The sequence below is a fragment of the Cobetia sp. LC6 genome (assembly GCF_030264805.1).
Taxonomy (GTDB): Bacteria; Pseudomonadota; Gammaproteobacteria; order Pseudomonadales; family Halomonadaceae; genus Cobetia.
The window spans coordinates 213203-229669 of the sequence record NZ_JASSPL010000003.1 but is presented as its reverse complement, the minus strand read 5'-3'; the positions used below and the strand labels follow the sequence as shown (position 1 = coordinate 229669).

13 protein-coding genes are annotated in these 16467 nt (G+C 61.7%); 5 read left to right on the top strand and 8 right to left on the bottom strand.

Features of this window, described 5'->3' with window-relative positions; translation table 11 throughout:
• Positions 1 to 65: 65 nt before the first annotated feature.
• From rsmG to argC, 7 genes are all read right to left on the bottom strand, one after another.
• Positions 66 to 716, bottom strand: coding sequence for a 16S rRNA (guanine(527)-N(7))-methyltransferase RsmG (gene rsmG / locus QQF40_RS05965; RefSeq protein WP_285460697.1), 651 nt, complete (start codon positions 714 to 716; stop codon positions 66 to 68).
• On the bottom strand, positions 713 to 2635 hold the full coding sequence (mnmG, locus tag QQF40_RS05960; protein ID WP_175088906.1) for a tRNA uridine-5-carboxymethylaminomethyl(34) synthesis enzyme MnmG: 1923 nt from the start codon (positions 2633 to 2635) through the stop codon (positions 713 to 715). Before mnmG ends, rsmG begins: the two co-directional genes overlap by 4 nt.
• Positions 2636 to 4009: 1374 nt before the next feature.
• Positions 4010 to 4756 carry an amino acid ABC transporter ATP-binding protein gene (locus tag QQF40_RS05955; protein WP_054556363.1) on the bottom strand — a complete coding sequence of 249 codons (747 nt, stop codon included), beginning with the start codon at positions 4754 to 4756 and terminating at the stop codon, positions 4010 to 4012.
• Between the two features lie 109 nt (positions 4757 to 4865).
• A complete protein-coding gene (locus QQF40_RS05950; protein WP_043331697.1) occupies positions 4866 to 5537 on the bottom strand; it encodes an amino acid ABC transporter permease in 672 nt (223 codons plus the stop codon).
• A gap of 162 nt (positions 5538 to 5699) precedes the next feature.
• Positions 5700 to 6461 carry a transporter substrate-binding domain-containing protein gene (locus QQF40_RS05945; protein WP_175088907.1) on the bottom strand — a complete coding sequence of 254 codons (762 nt, stop codon included), beginning with the start codon at positions 6459 to 6461 and terminating at the stop codon, positions 5700 to 5702.
• A 221-nt stretch (positions 6462 to 6682) separates the two neighbouring features.
• Positions 6683 to 7036, bottom strand: a complete 354-nt coding sequence (gene erpA, locus QQF40_RS05940) for an iron-sulfur cluster insertion protein ErpA (RefSeq protein WP_175088908.1) — start codon at positions 7034 to 7036, stop codon at positions 6683 to 6685.
• A 147-nt stretch (positions 7037 to 7183) separates the two neighbouring features.
• Positions 7184 to 8227: an N-acetyl-gamma-glutamyl-phosphate reductase gene (gene argC, locus QQF40_RS05935; RefSeq protein WP_175088909.1), complete on the bottom strand. Its 1044-nt coding sequence runs from the start codon at positions 8225 to 8227 to the stop codon at positions 7184 to 7186.
• A gap of 253 nt (positions 8228 to 8480) precedes the next feature.
• On the opposite strand from argC, the gene QQF40_RS05930 reads away from it, so the two are divergent.
• From QQF40_RS05930 to QQF40_RS05910, 5 genes are all read left to right on the top strand, one after another.
• Positions 8481 to 10232 carry a chloride channel protein gene (locus QQF40_RS05930; protein WP_175089065.1) on the top strand — a complete coding sequence of 584 codons (1752 nt, stop codon included), beginning with the start codon at positions 8481 to 8483 and terminating at the stop codon, positions 10230 to 10232.
• 169 nt (positions 10233 to 10401) lie between these two features.
• Positions 10402 to 10833, top strand: coding sequence for a protoporphyrinogen oxidase HemJ (hemJ, locus tag QQF40_RS05925; RefSeq protein WP_248380268.1), 432 nt, complete (start codon positions 10402 to 10404; stop codon positions 10831 to 10833).
• A 14-nt stretch (positions 10834 to 10847) separates the two neighbouring features.
• Positions 10848 to 11708, top strand: a complete 861-nt coding sequence (thiD, locus tag QQF40_RS05920; protein ID WP_285460696.1) for a bifunctional hydroxymethylpyrimidine kinase/phosphomethylpyrimidine kinase — start codon at positions 10848 to 10850, stop codon at positions 11706 to 11708.
• Positions 11709 to 11959: 251 nt separating this feature from the next.
• Positions 11960 to 13252 (top strand): glutamate-1-semialdehyde 2,1-aminomutase, encoded by a 1293-nt coding sequence (hemL, locus tag QQF40_RS05915; protein ID WP_175088911.1) that lies wholly within the window; start codon positions 11960 to 11962, stop codon positions 13250 to 13252.
• 211 nt (positions 13253 to 13463) lie between these two features.
• Positions 13464 to 14984, top strand: a complete 1521-nt coding sequence (locus QQF40_RS05910; RefSeq protein ID WP_225347450.1) for a bifunctional aminoglycoside phosphotransferase/ATP-binding protein — start codon at positions 13464 to 13466, stop codon at positions 14982 to 14984.
• Between the two features lie 293 nt (positions 14985 to 15277).
• Here QQF40_RS05910 and QQF40_RS05905 read toward each other — a convergent pair whose 3' ends face one another.
• Positions 15278 to 16453, bottom strand: a complete 1176-nt coding sequence (locus tag QQF40_RS05905; RefSeq protein WP_175088913.1) for a hypothetical protein — start codon at positions 16451 to 16453, stop codon at positions 15278 to 15280.
• Positions 16454 to 16467 lie beyond the last annotated feature (14 nt).

Here is a 16467-nt window from a genome sequence, read left to right as displayed (position 1 = left end):
GAAAACATCAGGCTGCCTGCCTTTTGCGCCCGGCACAATCCCTGCGCACACCTTGAGGCGCTTTATCAGTCGCGCTTGAGGCGCAGAAGGTGGCGCTCCCCTTCCTCGCCTGGCACTTCCAGCACCAATGTCTCGACCAGCGAGACACCCATCGGCAGGCGGGCAATCTCATCACTGGGGATGCGCCCTTTCATGGCCAACCATTCGCCGCCCTCGGCGAGCACGGCCGCTGACAGATTGACGAAGGCATCGGTATCGGCGAAGGCACGCGAGATGATCTGTTCGAACGGCGCGCCATCATAGGCTTCGATACGGACCTGGGTCGGGCTCAGATTCTTGAGGCCCAGTTCATGGCCGGCCTGAATCTGGAAGCGCACCTTCTTGCCATTCGAATCCAGCGGCACGACGGCGATGTCGGGACGCATGATCGCGATCACGATGCTGGGCAGGCCCGGGCCGGCGCCGACATCCAGAAGGCGTGGCCCGCTGATATAAGGCAGCACACTGAGGCTGTCGAGCAGATGGCGAGTCACCATCGCCTCCGGCTCACGTACCGCGGTGAGGTTATAGGCGCGATTCCACTTGTGCAACAGCACCAGCAGTGTCATCAGCTGAGCATGTTCTTCCTCGCTCAACTCTACGCCCATGGCGCTGGCACCGCGGCTGAGCAGCTGAGCGCAACGTTCACGCTGGGTCTCGTTGAGCGTCTGGCTCATTGCGCGACTCCCGTGTCAGTCGTTGCGGCATCTGCGGGTGTCTCCGCCTTGATCAGCTGACGCTTCTTCAAGTGAATCAACAGGATGGAGACGGCTGCCGGCGTGACACCGGAAATACGGCCGGCCTGGGCCAGCGTCGCCGGGCGCGCTTCGTTGAGCTTCTGCTTGATCTCGTTGGAGAGACCATCGACGGAATCATAGTCGAGGCTGGTCGGCAGTTCGGTGTGCTCGTGACGGCGCAGGCGGTCGATCTCCTCCTGCTGACGCTGGATATAGCCTGCGTACTTGGCAGTGATCTGTACCTGTTCGGCGATGCGCCAGTCGTCGACCCCTTCCCCTTTCAGGTCTGCCACATCCGGATACTCGAGCTCCGGACGCTTGAGCAGCTCCATCAGGCTGGCTTCGCGCTTGAGCGGCGAGCTGAGCTTGTCACTCAACGGGGCCAGCTCCGGACTCTTCGGCGTCAGCCAGGTGCTCTCGAGACGTGCGGTCTCGCGGGCGATGGCTTCACGCTTGCGATCGAAGGCTTCCCAACGGGCGTCATCGATCAGGCCCAGCTCGCGCCCCTTGGCGGTCAGGCGCAGATCGGCATTGTCCTCACGCAGCAACAGGCGATATTCGGCGCGCGAGGTGAACATGCGGTACGGCTCGCGCGTGCCGAGGGTGATCAGGTCATCGACCATCACACCGGTGTAGGCCTCGTCACGCAGCGGATGCCAGGACTCGTCGTCAGTGGCGCGCAAGGCGGCATTGACGCCCGCCAGCAGCCCCTGGGCACCGGCTTCTTCATAGCCGGTGGTGCCATTGATCTGACCGGCGAAGTAGAGGTTCTTGATGAAACGGGTCTCCAGGGAGTGATGCAGGTCCTGGGGATTGAAGAAATCGTACTCGATGGCGTAGCCGGGACGCGTGATGTGCGCGTTCTCCATGCCACGGATCGAGCGCACCACCTCGAGCTGCGTATCGAAGGGCAGCGAGGTGGAGATGCCGTTGGGATACAGCTCATGGGTATTCAGGCCTTCCGGCTCGATGAAGACCTGGTGGCTGTTCTTGTCGGCGAAGCGATGCACCTTGTCCTCGATGGACGGACAGTAACGCGGCCCGATGCCATCGATGACGCCGGAGTACATCGGCGAGCGGTCGAGATTGGCGAAGATGATCTCGTGAGTGCGCTCGTTGGTGTGCGTGATGTAGCAGTTGACCTGCTCCGGCTGCATCTCACGGCTGCCCATGTAGGACATCACCGGTCGCGGCGTGTCACCCGGCTGGGCTTCCATCTTGCTGAAGTCGACGCTCTTGGCATCGATGCGCGGCGGGGTGCCGGTCTTGAGGCGATCTACCCGGAACGGCAGTTCACGCAGACGTGACGCCAGCCCATTGGCGGGCGGATCACCGGCGCGACCACCGGCATGGTTGTCCAGACCGATGTGAATCACGCCGCCGAGGAAGGTCCCGGTCGCCAACACCACCGTGGTGGCGTGGAAGCGGATCCCGGTCTGGGTGACGACACCCCGCACGGTCTCGCCGTCGACGATCAGGTCTTCCGCACCCTGCTGGAACAGCGTCAGGTTCGGCTGGTTTTCCAGCACGTTGCGGATCGCGGCCTTGTACAGCGCCCGGTCAGCCTGGGCGCGAGTGGCACGCACTGCCGGCCCCTTGCGGGCATTCAGGGTACGGAACTGGATACCCGCCATGTCGGTGGCCAGGCCCATGGCGCCGCCCAGCGCATCGATCTCCTTGACCAGATGGCTCTTGCCGATCCCACCGATGGCGGGATTGCAGGACATCTGGCCCAGCGTCTCGATGTTATGGGTCAGCAGCAGGGTCTGACGGCCCATGCGGGCAGCAGCCAGTGCGGCTTCCGTACCGGCATGACCGCCGCCGATGACGATCACGTCAAAGCGGTTCGGGTAATCCACGTTGGCACCTCGGGGTATCACGAAACTTGGGTGAAGCGCTGTTCGCTGGTTGGCGAAGCAGGCAAATCGGCCAGGCAGGGCGATGAATCGATGCCTGGATGAATCAAGGTCTGCCAGACGGCATGGCGAATGATGTCCGTCGCCGAAGGCATGTGCTCGACCGGTGAGGGAGCTTGCAAGCCAGCAGGATGACGTCCGGGCCGCACAGTATAAACCGCCTGTGGGTAAGCGTCAGGAGTTTTCCACAGCGCCGTGCCCTGGCAGGTCATGAATGAATGCCCGGGTTGTTTCTACTCAGGCATCAATCCACACCGTGACGATTCACGAGTCTTGAGGATACAACACGTCGATTTTCCGGCGAGGGATGTGTTGACCAGACAGCCGTTCGTTATCCCGAACACTTCGGGTTCGGTGAGTTCACGTCAGGTCGATCGTGAGGTCTCGGTCCGTCCTTCGGGTTTCCGGATAACAAGATTATATAAAGAAAAGAAAAAGGGGTTCTGTTGATGTTGTAACTACTGTTGTGGACAAAATCAGTGGGAAATCGACTTTATCCGTTACAAATCAAAAGCTTACGATGTTGATATAGTTGGGGAGAAAATGCGGAGTACCTGAGGACGTCACCGGTCGCTTCCTGTGGATGAAATGCGCCCTTGTCCACAGCCCCGATTACCCCCTGATTCATACCGAGCTGGTACCCGACTTTTCTGCCCTGCTGTGCACAAGTGGCGTTGTTACCCACAACCCCTAGTGCTGCATGGCCTGACGGCAAGAAGGCCGCGGATAATGCCGGAAAATGTCCACAGAGGCAAATGTCGATTTCCTGCGCTGGCCAAAGCTGTAGACAGTCATGGGATAAGTGGTGCGTGAATGCCTACAGCCCTCGCCAATGGTGCCAATGACGCGATGCGTCCCAGCCTGTGGATACTTTTTCGCTTGTCTTGCCCGTATCGGCCGCTGAGATTGCCTGAACGCTGTCCCGGCGGCTCACGGTGCACGTTATCCTCGTGTGGTTTTCCGACTAGGCCCCTGATTTATCCCTGCTTTTCACACGCTAAAGCGACGCTTGAGTGAGGGCTGCCAGGCGGGGAAAGCGACATTCGTTCGAGCGTCGAGGCGTGTTTGCGTGACCTGGCAAGGGGGTGGCCGGGGCCAAAAAAATTCGTTTTTTTCTTCTCGAAATGCCGACAGAAGGCGTGGAGGGAGAAGATTTTTCATCGTTTGGCGATCCGCAGGGCTCGCAAGCCTCTCTGAGGACAAAAAAATGCCCCGACCTGACGGTCGGGGCATGCCCGCTGCCATGCTGCAGCGGGTGGGATATCACGTGCTCAACGCGTGTCCGGACAGTGGCTCAGCTAGCTTTCCGGAAGACGCTCAGTGAGACAGTACGCGGGCCAGGAAGCTCTGGGTGCGTGGATGTTGCGGCGTATCGAAGACCTGCTCTGGCGTGCCTTCCTCGACGATGCTGCCCTGATGGATGAACACCACCCGGTCTGCCACTTCACGGGCAAAACTCATTTCATGGGTGACGATCATCATCGTCATGCCTTCGCGGGCCAGCTTGCGCATGACATCGAGCACCTCACCGATCATTTCCGGGTCCAGTGCCGAGGTGGGCTCATCGAACAGCATCAGGCGCGGTTCCATCGCCAGTGAGCGGGCAATGGCCACGCGTTGCTGCTGGCCACCGGAGAGTTGCCCCGGGTACTTGTCGGCCTGCTCGAGGATATTGACCCGCTCGAGCAGCGTATCGGCTTGCTGCTCGGCCGCCGGACGCGAGGTGCCGCGGACCTTGATGGGGGCCAGGCTGACGTTGTCACGCACGCTCATGTGCGGAAAGAGATTGAACTGCTGGAAGACCATGCCGACTTCGGTGCGTATCGCCTTGAGCGCCCTGTGGCTCTTGCCGTGGGGGATCAGCGAGTGCCCATCCACCTCGATGTTGCCGTCCTGAAACTCCTCCAGGCCGTTCACGCAGCGAATCAGTGTCGACTTGCCGGAGCCACTGGCCCCGATGATCACCACCACCTCCCCCTGGGCGACCTCGAGCTCGATGTCCTTGAGGACATGCAGGCTGCCGAAATGCTTGTTGAGCTTGTGCATCTTCACGATGGCAGTCATGGGGCGCTCCGAACCGGCGCTGCATGCCGGATGGTCGTCAGAGAAATGAGATCAGGCAAAAGGAGAGATGGCGCGGCGATATCCGTCACGTTTGGGGGGCAGAGAGACATCATTGGCCCACCAACCCGCGGCGCTCGAGCATCCGCAAGCCAAATGACAGGCTGAGGGTGATCACCAGATACAGCAGCGCAACCATGAAGTAGGTTTCCAGCGCATTGAAGGTCGTGGCGATGTAGATCTGCCCCTGACGCACCAGCTCACCGACGCCGATCACCGAGAACAGCGAGGTGTCCTTGATCGAGACGATGCCCTGGTTGCCAAGCGCAGGGATCATGCGGCGCAGCGCCTGGGGCCAGATGACATAGCGGAAGGTCTGCGGGGTGGAAAGGCCGAGTGACAGGCCGGCTTCCCGCTGGCCCCGGGCGATGGACTGCACGCCACCGCGCACGATTTCCGAGATATAGGCCGCCGAGTTCAAGGCGATCGCGGCGATGCCGGCGGTCAGGGCATCGATGGGGCCACCGATGATCTGCGGCAGGCCATAGAAGATGAAGAGCACCTGGACGAGTACCGGGGTGCCACGGAAGATCTCGATATAGGCGGTGGCGACCCAGCGCAGGATCCGGCTGGGAGACAGGCTCAGCAGTCCGAACAGGATGCCGAGCACGAAGCCGATGGCGAGGCCACCGAAGGATATGGCGAGGGTCCAGGGAATGCCCTCGAGCAGGTAGGGCACCGAATTGAGTGCGGCCTGCCAATCAAACTGGAACTGAACGTCCACGGGGGGCTCCTTGGCACGAACCTCTCATGCACCGCTGGGCGCGCCGGAGGTTCGAGACGACCGACATTCCGGCAGGCTGTCGCTGCCGAAATGTCGTGATGATGATCTGTACTACGTTCTGCACTACGCGACGTGGGGCGTCCGAGGCGAGTCGAAAGCGGCTTACTGGCTGTCGCCGGGCATGGCGCCGAACCACTTCTGGTAAATCTCGGCATAGCTGCCATCGGACTTCATCTCGGCCAGCGCCTTGTTGGCGGCCTCGGTCCACTCGCTGCCTTCGGTGAAGGCGATACCGTATTGCTGGCCTTCATAGAGCGGCCCCACCGTCTTGACGCGTCCATTGCCCTTGGTCTTGGCGAAGTAGCCGACGTTGGGGGCATCGTAGAAGACGGCATCGACGCTGCCGGACATCAGGGCCATGTACATGTCGGCGCTGCCCGGATAAGGCGTGATGGTGGAGTCACCGAGGTTGGCGGTGAGATAGTCGTAACTGGTGGATCCGATCTTGGTACCGACCTTCTTGCCTTCCAGGCCCTCGATATCCTCGATGTCGCCGTTGTTGGTCGAGGTCAGAATCTGCAGGCCGGAGTCATAGTAGGGATCAGTGAAGTCGACGATCTTCTCGCGTGCTTCGGTGATGGTGATGCCGGCGATGGCGACATCGACGCTACCAGTCTGCACGGCCGGGATGATGCCATTGAAGTCCATGGTCTTGAGGTCGATATCGAAGCCGGCGCGCTCGCCGATGGCATTGAGGATGTCGATATCGAAGCCGACCATCTCGCCACTTTCCTGATCGAGCATCTCGAAGGGCACGAAGCTCGGGTCGGTCGCCGCCTTGAGGGTGACGGCATGGGCAGCGCTGGCCATGAAGGTGGCGGCCGCAAGGCCAGAGAGGGAGGCCAGCAGGTGGGATCTGCGCATTTTACATTCCTCTTTATATTTAGATTTTAGGATGTATAGCGTTTTTAGATTGACGAGCGCACCGGGCCCCGTCAAGTCTGCCGCCGCTGCCATACCGCGAAGGGAAGCTCGCAAGCCACTGAGATGACAAAAAAATCGCCCCCTACCAGGAACCGGTAGGGGGCGATCAGGCGCCAGCAAGGCGCCAATGTCGTGTGCGGGGCGTGTCAGATCCTCAATGATCAGACCATGAAGGAAGATCCGCAGCCACAGGTGCTGGTGGCATTGGGGTTCTGGATAATGAAGCGGGCGCCTGCCAGACCTTCCTCATAGTCGATCGTCGAGCCGACCAGATACTGGTAGGACAGCGGGTCGATCACGATGGCGGCTTCGCCCAGCTCGACCACGGTGTCGTCATCGGCCAGATCGGTGGCGATATCGAAACCGTACTGGAAGCCGGAACAGCCGCCGCCAGTGACGTAGACCCTGAGACGCAGCTCCGGGTTGGCTTCTTCCGCGCGCAGCGCTGCAATCCGGGCACTGGCGCGCTCGGACAGGTACAACGGCGTGGGGATGAAGCTTTGTGCTTCGCTCATGCGGGCCTCCTGGAAGGAGTCGGAGGCCGGACGCTGAAGACAGCGCCCGGCACGGTATAGAGAACGGAATGACGGCTATTATCCCTATATCCGAGCAAAAGGGTCAACTTTGTCTGACGTGCAGCCTTGCGGGCGTACGCTGGCGGTTCAGGGCATCATCGCCGGCGCACCGATCCCCATCATCTCATCGAGACCGAACATCAGATTGAGGTTCTGGATGGCCTGGCCTGACGCGCCCTTTACCAGGTTGTCGATCACCGACAGCACCACCAGGGTGTCGCCGTTGCCCGGACGATGCAGGGCGATGCGGCACAGGTTGGTGCCCCGCACACTGCGCGTCTCCGGATGGCTGCCCAGCGGCATGACATCGACGGCGGGGTGGTCGGCGTAGCGCTGTTCGAACAGCGTCTGCAGATCTTCCAGCGTGCCGCTGAAGCCGCTCAGACGCGGATAGAGGGTGGAGTGGATGCCGCGAATCATCGGAGTCAGGTGCGGGACGAAGGTCAGACCGACCGCGCTGCCGGCTGCCAGGTCCAGCCCCTGGGTGATTTCCGGCAGATGACGGTGGCCGGAGGCGCCGTAGGCCTTCATGGACTCGCCGGCTTCACACAGCAGAGAGCCGACCTTGGCACCGCGACCCGCGCCGGAGACGGCGGACTTGCAGTCGGCGATGATGTTGTCGGTCTCGATCAGGCCGGCTTCCAGCAGCGGGATCAGGCCCAGCTGCACGGAGGTCGGGTAGCAGCCCGGCACCGCGATCAGGCGCGCTTCGCGGATGGCATCGCGATTGACTTCCGGCAGGCCGTAGACGGCTTCGCCGAGCAGCTCCGGCGCGCCATGCGGCTGGCCATACCACTCGGCCCAGACGTCGGCGTCCTTGATGCGGAAGTCCGCGGACAGGTCGATGACACGCGTGCCGCGTGCCAGCAGATCGCCAGCTAGGGCGTGAGCGACACCGTGAGGCGTGGCGAAGAATACGGCGTCACAGGCGGCCAGCACGTCGGCATCCGGCTCGCTGAATGCGAGAGTGTCGTAGTGGCCGCGCAGATTGGGGTACATCTCGTCGACACGCACGCCCTTCTCGCTTCGCGAGGTGATCACGGTCACTTCCACCTGCGGATGGCTGGCCAGGAGCCTGAGGAGTTCCACTCCGGTGTAACCGGTGCCGCCGACGATACCTACCTTGATCATGCTGCCTCCCCGCCTTCGGGCGGTGTCCTGTTGATGCGAGATGTAATCTTGTGTCCGATCTGCTGCTGCGACCTTTGGTGGCCTGTGCGCGAGACAGGCGTTGCGCCATGCTGTGCCGAGGTTGTCGGATTGCGCACGGTCGCGACGGTTCGCAATCGATATGATACACAGGTGTCAGGCGGGCAGTAATGCGCTGCCGACATGGATGTCCTCTGTCATTGCCAGTGCCTTCAAGGAGTCGTGAGTGTCACGCCTGACGCGTCCGCATCTGCCTCGTCCCAGTCTCGACAATTTTCGGCGCAAGCTGGCGGCGGTCGATGCACTCCCGCAACTGTGTCTGCTGGGGCTGGTGGCAGGGCTGCTGACCGGCTCATTGATGGTCGGTTTCCGCCTGCTGTTGAGTGCCGGTGCTCTGGGCTTCATGCCCGATGACAACCCGGAGAACTTCGAGGGACTTGCCCCCTGGGTGCGCGCGTCGCTGCCGCTGCTGGCGGTGCTGGTGATCGGCATCGTGCTGGGGCGACAGCATCCGGCGCAGCGCAAGCTGGGCATCGGTCATGTCATCGAGCGCCTGACCTACCATCAGGGCAAGATGCCGCTGCGTGCCTGGCTCAATCAGGTCGTGGTCGGGGTCGCCAGCGTGCTCGGCGGCTTGTCGGCGGGGCGTGAAGGCCCGGCGATCCACCTGGGTGCCGGTGCCTCGAGCTGGATCGGCGAGCGCCTCAAGCTGCCCAACAACAGTCTGCGCGTGCTGGTCGCCTGTGGTACGGCGGCGGGCATCTCCGCCTCCTTCAATACGCCGATCGCCGGGGTCATCTTCGCCATGGAAGTGGTGATGATGGAGTACACCCTGATGGGGTTCATGCCGGTGATTCTGGCCTCGACCACCGGCGCGGTGGTCACGCAGATGGTCTACGGCTCGGCACCGGCCTTCGCGGTGCCGTCTCTGCTGCTGCATTCCCTGCTCGATCTGCCCTGGGTCATCGTCACGGCGCTGGTCATCGGCCTGCTGGCGGGGGGCTTCGTGCATCTGGCGCGTCAGCAGGCGCGCGTGGCACACCTGTCATGGGGGATGCGCATGGCGCTGGTCGGGGTCTCGACGGCCGTCGTGGCGTGGTGGTATCCCCAGGTACAAGGCATCGGCTATGACAGTCTGGCTCAGTTGCTCGACGGCCAGCTGGCGCTGGATATCCTGTTGGCGCTGGTGGTCGGCAAGCTGGTGCTGTCGGCACTGTGCGTGGCCTGTGGCGTGCCGATCGGCATCATCGGCCCGGTGGTGGTGGCGGGCGCCGCGGCCGGGGCATTGATGGGCATGCTGGGCGGCTGGCTGTTGCCGGACCAGGCCTCGGACATCGCGCTTTACGCCCTGCTCGGCATGGCGGCGATGATGGGTGCGGTGCTTCAGGCGCCACTGGCCGCCCTGATGGCACTGCTCGAATTGACGCATTCGCCGAATATCATCCTGCCCGGCATGCTGGCGGTGGTGGTGGCAGGCCTGACCTGTCGCCAGCTGTGTCACTGCCAGGGCTTCTTCATCTCGACGCTGACGGCGCAGGGACTGCATCCGCTCCAGCAGCCATTGATGCAGGCGCTGTCGCGGGTGGCGGTGCCGGCGGTGATGGAGCGCTCGCTGGTCAGCGTGCCGCGCCGCATCACGCGTGAACGTGCTCGCGCCCTGCTCGACAGCAAGCCGGTCTGGCTGGTGGTCACGCGCTCGACGCCGGAAAAGCCGATGGTCGCACTGCCGGCGGCGGATCTGGTGCGTGTGCTGATGGATGAGCATTGGCGGGAGCAGGAAGAGCTCGACCTGCTCGAGATCCCCGCGCAGCGTCTGGATCTCGCGCCCATCCACCTGCAGGCTACCTTGTCCGAGGCCTATGAGCGGCTGCTGCCCAGCGATGTCGATGCCCTCTATGTCGAGCACACCACCGCACCGATGATTCGCAAGATTTCAGGTATCATCACGCGGGATGCAATAGAGAGCTACTATCGCTATACGCCCTGAAGCACCTCGTGGCACCTGCTTCTCAGGCGTGAATTCACTTTGCGCACGCCTGGCCGCGACCGCATACCGCATGGGCCTTGGAGGTGTCACATGCCATCGTGGCGATCCGATTGCTTCATCCGCGCGTCCACTTTCTGACCTTCCCGACCCTGACTGACGGAGCTCCCTCATGTATCTGTGGATCAAGGCTTTCCATCTGATTGCCGTAGTGTGCTGGTTTGCTGCCCTCTTCTATCTGCCGCGGCTGTACGTCTATCACGCCCAGGCGCGAGATGCCGGCGACCACAAGGCCATCGATTACTTCAAGACCATGGAGCGCAAGCTCTATCGCGGCATCATGATGCCGTCGATGATCGCGACCCTGGTGCTGGGGATCTGGCTGTTGGCGCTGGTGCCGAGCTTCATGAGCATGGGCTGGATGCACCTCAAGCTGACCATGGTCGTGCTGCTGGTCGGCTATCACCATGCCTGTGGCCTGTATCTGAAGCAGTTCGCCGCCGATACCTGCAAGAGAACCTCGCGCTACTTCCGCTTCTTCAATGAAGTGCCGGTGCTGATGCTGGTGGTGATCGTCATCTGCGTCATCGTCAAACCGTTCTGAGGGCTGGTTCAGCCATGACCGAGTGCTCAGCGCAACTGCCCTACGTGCTGGTATTGGCGGGGCATGATCCCAGCGGCGGCGCGGGTCTGGTCGCCGACAGCGAGGCGATCCGTGCCGGTGGTGGCTGGGCGCTGACAGTGCCGACGGCACTGACGGTGCAGAACTCCTGCAATGTACAGGCGGTGATTCCGCAATCGGGCGAGTCGATGCTCGCCATGGCCCGCACCCTGTGTGAGGACTTCCGCCCGGGCGCGCTCAAGATCGGTCTGCTCGCCAGCGAAGCGGCGCTCACGGCGTGTGTGACGCTGATCGAGGAACTCCAGCAGCGCTGGCCGGGGCTACCCGTGGTATGGGACCCGGTGTTGAAAGCGGGCGGCGGGCTGGAGCTTTCCACCGAGTCGCTCATCCATCAGGCGCGTGAGAGCTTGCTGCCGCACGTGGATGTGCTCACGCCCAACCGCGCGGAGCTTGCGCGGCTGGCGGCCTGCCCCGCGGGGACGGGCGACGGTCAACTTGCCGAGCATCTCCTGGCGGCAGGCGCCGGGGCCGTGCTGGTCACCGGTACTGATCCTGTCGAGCGCGATGCTGACCCGCTGGGAAATGGCGCTGATTCGCTGGCTGAGCCGTCGGTGATCCATCGTCTGTATCGCCGAGATCATGCCACGCTCGTACTGGACTGCCCGCGACTGACTGGCAGCTTCCATGGCAGCGGCTGCACGCTGGCTTCGCACCTGGCGGTGCGTCTGGCGCGCGGTATGACATTGCCATCGGCATGGCAGGCTGCCCAGCAGGCCACCTGGCAGAGTCTCGTCGATGGCCAGCAGCGTGGGCGGAAAGGTGCGTTGCCCGAGGCCCAGTTTCTGCCCTGGCGATAGCGCTATTGCCTCTTTCGATGCCGGCACCCCTTGCGCTCGCGCGGCTGCAACTCACCCGTGAGTCGCGTTAAGCTGTCGCCATCGACGGCATTCGGATTATCCACACCCCCCTTTGCCGCCCCGAGGCTATCGGGCCGTTTTTTTGCTGTGGACAAGCTGCACTCACGTTATCCACAGCCTCTTTGTGTCTGATCACCCTTTCTCCATTTTCGCGGCCGATGTGCCGCCCGCCGCTTATCAAGAGGTATGTCATGACCACGTCCGCTGCCCAGTTCGAACGCGCCAGCCGTCATATTCCCGGTGGCGTCAACTCGCCGGTCCGCGCCTTCAAGGGACTGCATCGTCCGCCGGTGTTCATCGACCATGCCAAGGGCGCGTATCTGTTCGATGTGGAAAATACGCGCTATATCGATTACGTCGGTTCCTGGGGGCCGATGATCACCGGTCACGCCGATGAAGATGTGCTCAGCGCCGTGCGCGAGCGTCTCGAGAGTGGCCTGTCCTTCGGCGCGCCCACCGAGATCGAGTCCGAGATGGCCGAGCTGATCTGCGAGATGCTGCCGAGCCTCGACATGGTGCGCATGACCAACTCCGGCACCGAAGCCACCATGTCGGCGATTCGCCTGGCGCGTGGTTTCACCGGTCGTGACAAGATCGTCAAGTTCGAGGGTAACTATCACGGTCACTCCGACTCGCTGCTGGTCAAGGCCGGTTCCGGCGCGCTGACCCATGGCGAGCCCAGCTCCCCGGGCGTGCCGGCGTCGCTGGCCGAGCACACCATCACGCTGGACTACAACGATGCCGAGGGCGTGCGTCGTTGCTTCGCCGAGCTGGGTGACGAGATCGCCTGCATCATCGTCGAGCCGGTCGCCGGCAACATGAACTGCATTCCGCCGGTTCCGGGCTTCCTGGAAAGCCTGCGTGAAGTGTGCGATGCCCATGGCAGCGTGCTGATCCTCGATGAGGTGATGACGGGCTTCCGTGTCGCCCTGGGTGGCGCTCAGGCGCATTACGGCATCACGCCGGACCTGACCTGCCTGGGAAAGATCGTCGGCGGCGGCATGCCGGTGGGTGCCTTCGGCGGCAAGCGCGAGATCATGCACCACCTCTCGCCGCTGGGGCCGGTCTACCAGGCCGGGACGCTGGCAGGCAATCCGCTGGCGATGGCCGCTGGCGTCGCGCTGCTGCGCAAGCTCAAGGCGCCCGGCTTCCACGCCGAGCTTTCACGCAAGGTCGAGATGCTGTGTGAAGGCCTGGAAAGCCGTGCCAAGGCGGCAGGCATCCGTCTGATCACCCAGCATGCCGGTGGCATGTTCGGTGTCTTCTTCACCGATGACGCAGAAGTCAGCAATTTCGCCTCCGCCACGCGCTGCCGTCAGCAGGATTTCGTGACCTTCTTCAACGCGATGCTCGCCGAAGGCGTCTATCTGGCACCCTCCGCCTATGAAGCCGGCTTCATGTCCGCGGCGCACACCGATGCGGATATCCAGGCCACGCTGGATGCGGCTGAGCGGGTCTTTGCGCAGATGTCCTCATCGAACTGAGTGCGACGTAATACAGTACCTGAGTCCGCGGGTTGGCCAACGCAGACAGGAACCCGCTCGGCAGGCTGCCGGGCGGGCTGCCATCCGGTACACTTGTCGCCAACGATAGCGATTGCGCTAATGACCTTATAGCCAGCTTGCCTTAGCGGAGACGACCTTGAGCCAGGCCTTGATTCGAGCCCTTCACACAGCCGATTGCTTCGATCACCCCGTGAAGGATATCGAAGTGCACGAGACGCATATCTCGTGGATCGTGCTGACCGGCGACTACGCCTACAAGATCAAGAAGCCGCTGGATTTCGGCAGCTTCCTGGATTTCTCGACCCTTGAGCGCCGCAAGCTCCTGTGCGAACAGGAAGTGCGCCTCAACCGCCGTCTGGCACCGACGCTGTATCTGGATACCGTGGCGATCTCGGGCACGCCCGAGGCTCCGCGCATCGGAGACGACAGTGCTGTCTTCGAGTACGCGGTCAAGATGCGCCAGTTCTCCAATCGCCATCTGTTCAGCGCCCTGCAGGCCAGTGGCGAGCTGTCGCTGGAATTGCTGGATGATCTGGTCGACCAGCTGGTGGCCTTCCATGAGCAGGCCGAGCGCATCCAGGGCGATAGCGAGCTGGGTAGCCCGCAGATGGTCAGTCGTACCATCGACAACGAGTTCGAACTGATTCGTCCCCGCCTCGGCGATGATGCCGAGGCCATCAAGCGACTCGCGCTGCTCAAGCAGTGGACAGAAGAGACCTTCCAGCGCCTCAATCCCGAGTTCGAGCGTCGCTGGCAGGAAGGCTTCGTGCGTGAGACTCACGGTGATATCCACCTGGGTAACGCCGTGCGCCATGAAGGCCGTGCTCTGTTGTTTGACGGCATCGAGTTCAATGAAGAATTGCGCTGGAACGATGTCGGTTGTGACCTGGCCTTCCTGGTGATGGATCTCGAAGCGCGTGATGAGCAGGCCTTTGCCCATCATGCACTCAACCGTTATCTCGAGCTCTCCGGTGATTACTCGCTGGTGCGTCTGCTGCCGTACTACAAGATCTATCGCGCACTGATCCGGGCCAAGGTGGCGATGATTCGCTATCACCAACCGGACCTGTGTGAGGCGGATCGCGCCGATGTGCTGGCCGAGTACGAGCGCTATATCGGGCTGGCGGAGCGTTATAGCGAGATCCGCTTCCCTTACATGATCATCGGTGTGGGTGTCTCCGGCAGTGGCAAGAGTCGCTTCACGGAAGAGATGGTGCGCGAGCTGGGCGGCGTGCGTATTCGCAGTGATGTGGAGCGCAAGCGCCTGTATGGCTTTGCGGCGGATGCCGATACCGAGTCCGGGCTCAATGGTGGCATCTATACCCCCCAGGCTACCCATGCGACCTACGAGCGACTCTCGAATCTGTCAGCCACGCTGCTGGAATCGGGTATCCCCGTCTGCATCGACGCCACCTGCCTGAAGAAGGTGCAGCGTGATCGCCTGCGTCATGAGGCAGAAGCCCGTGGCCTGCCGGTACTGATGATCAGCTTCGAGGCCGATGACGAGACGCTGCGCAAGCGCATCATCAAGCGTAGTCAGCGCAGTGGCGAGGCTTCCGAAGCGGGACTGGAAGTGCTCGACAAGCAATTGGCCAATCGCGAGCCATTTGCGCCAGAAGAGCATGGTCAGCTGGTCCATATCGACACGACAGCACCCAACGCCAATGTCACCTTGGCTCGTCTGATTCGTGAGCAGCTCAGGCTGCATTGAGGTGAGCGATCGTTGTCATGGGGCAAGGCGGGGTTCGCCAGCGGCAACAGGCAGGTCAGCAAGGGCCGCCAGATGGTGGATGAAAGCCTTGAGAGTTATCGCAAGCCCTTCCCGGAGGGTGCCGTGACAGCGCCAAAGAAGTAACTTGCCGCTGCGATAGATGTTTCGCGGCTGGTACTGGAAGGCCGCTGACGACCCTGTCAGCGGCCTTTTTCATTATGGGGGTCCACCGGGCGAAAAAACGAAAACCCCGCTTGCGCGGGGTTCTGTAAGACATCCTGGCTGGCGCGTGATCAATACTGCATCACGTTGGCTACGTTGCCACCGCCAGTCTGGGTCACGCTGGAAGCGTTCATGGCGCCTGATTGAACGACGTGAGCACGGTTGGCGACGAAGCTCAGGAACCCCCCAGACTGCTGAAGGACATCAGAGGTGTGACCAGATCCCGTCTGCTGGACGCGAGCATGGTCGTTGAGGCCGGTCTGGGTAATCAGTGAGTCACTGTTGGTACCGCCCTGTTCGACGATGGCGTAGTTGGAGTAGCCACTCTGATTGTTGATGGCCAGGTTCTCGCTGCCTGTCTGGCTGATATCGGAGTACTGCAGCATGTCGGACTGGTTCACCAGCGCGGTATTGTTCGCATCGCTCTGGTTGACGAGCGAGTCATGAGAGCTGCCATCCTGCGTGACCCGTGCGACTTGATTGGCGCCAGCCTGGGTGACGGTGGAATCGATACGTGATCCGGTCTGGGTCACGACGGCAAGACCCAGCTCACCAGTCTGCGTTACTGTGGAGTTGTTGAAGCGGCCTTCCTGAGTGACACGTGCACGGTTGTATTCGCCGGTCTGCATAACATCCGAGGCGTGCTGATAGCCGCCTTGGGTCACTCGGGCAATGGCGTAACTGCCTTGCTGGGTGGCCATGGAGTCATTGAATGCTCCTGTCTGAGTCACGACAAGAGTATTTTCACGTCCCGCCGGGGAGCCACTAGCGCCCTGCCACGATTCAGAATGGTTGGCAAAGCCATCCTGAGTGACACGGGTGAGATGCTTGTAGCTTTTCTGGTTCAGGTCAACGGAATTGTAGACGCCAGTCTGGTTGACGATACCGGTATTGGTGCTGCTGTATTGGGTTGATTCTACCTTGTTGGCGCCACCCAGCTGATTGATGCGAATCGTATGATTGACGCCGTTCTGATAGCTGTTCGCCTTGTTGTAGAGGCCGACCTGATCAATATCACTATCGTGGGAGCTGTCGAGAGACCCACCATCACGTGATGTCTGGCCAACATTGGCCATGTTCATGAAGCCAGTTTGATCGACATCTGCGGTGTTGTTGTCTGCCATGGCCTGAGAGGAAAAGGCAATCGCGACAGCCAGCAGGCTCATTTGGATTTTCATGGTTTGTTCCCTTGTGTAGATCATTTTTTGAGTTGTGTTTTTATTATTGACTTGCTTCTGGTCATGCATCCCCTGACATGATG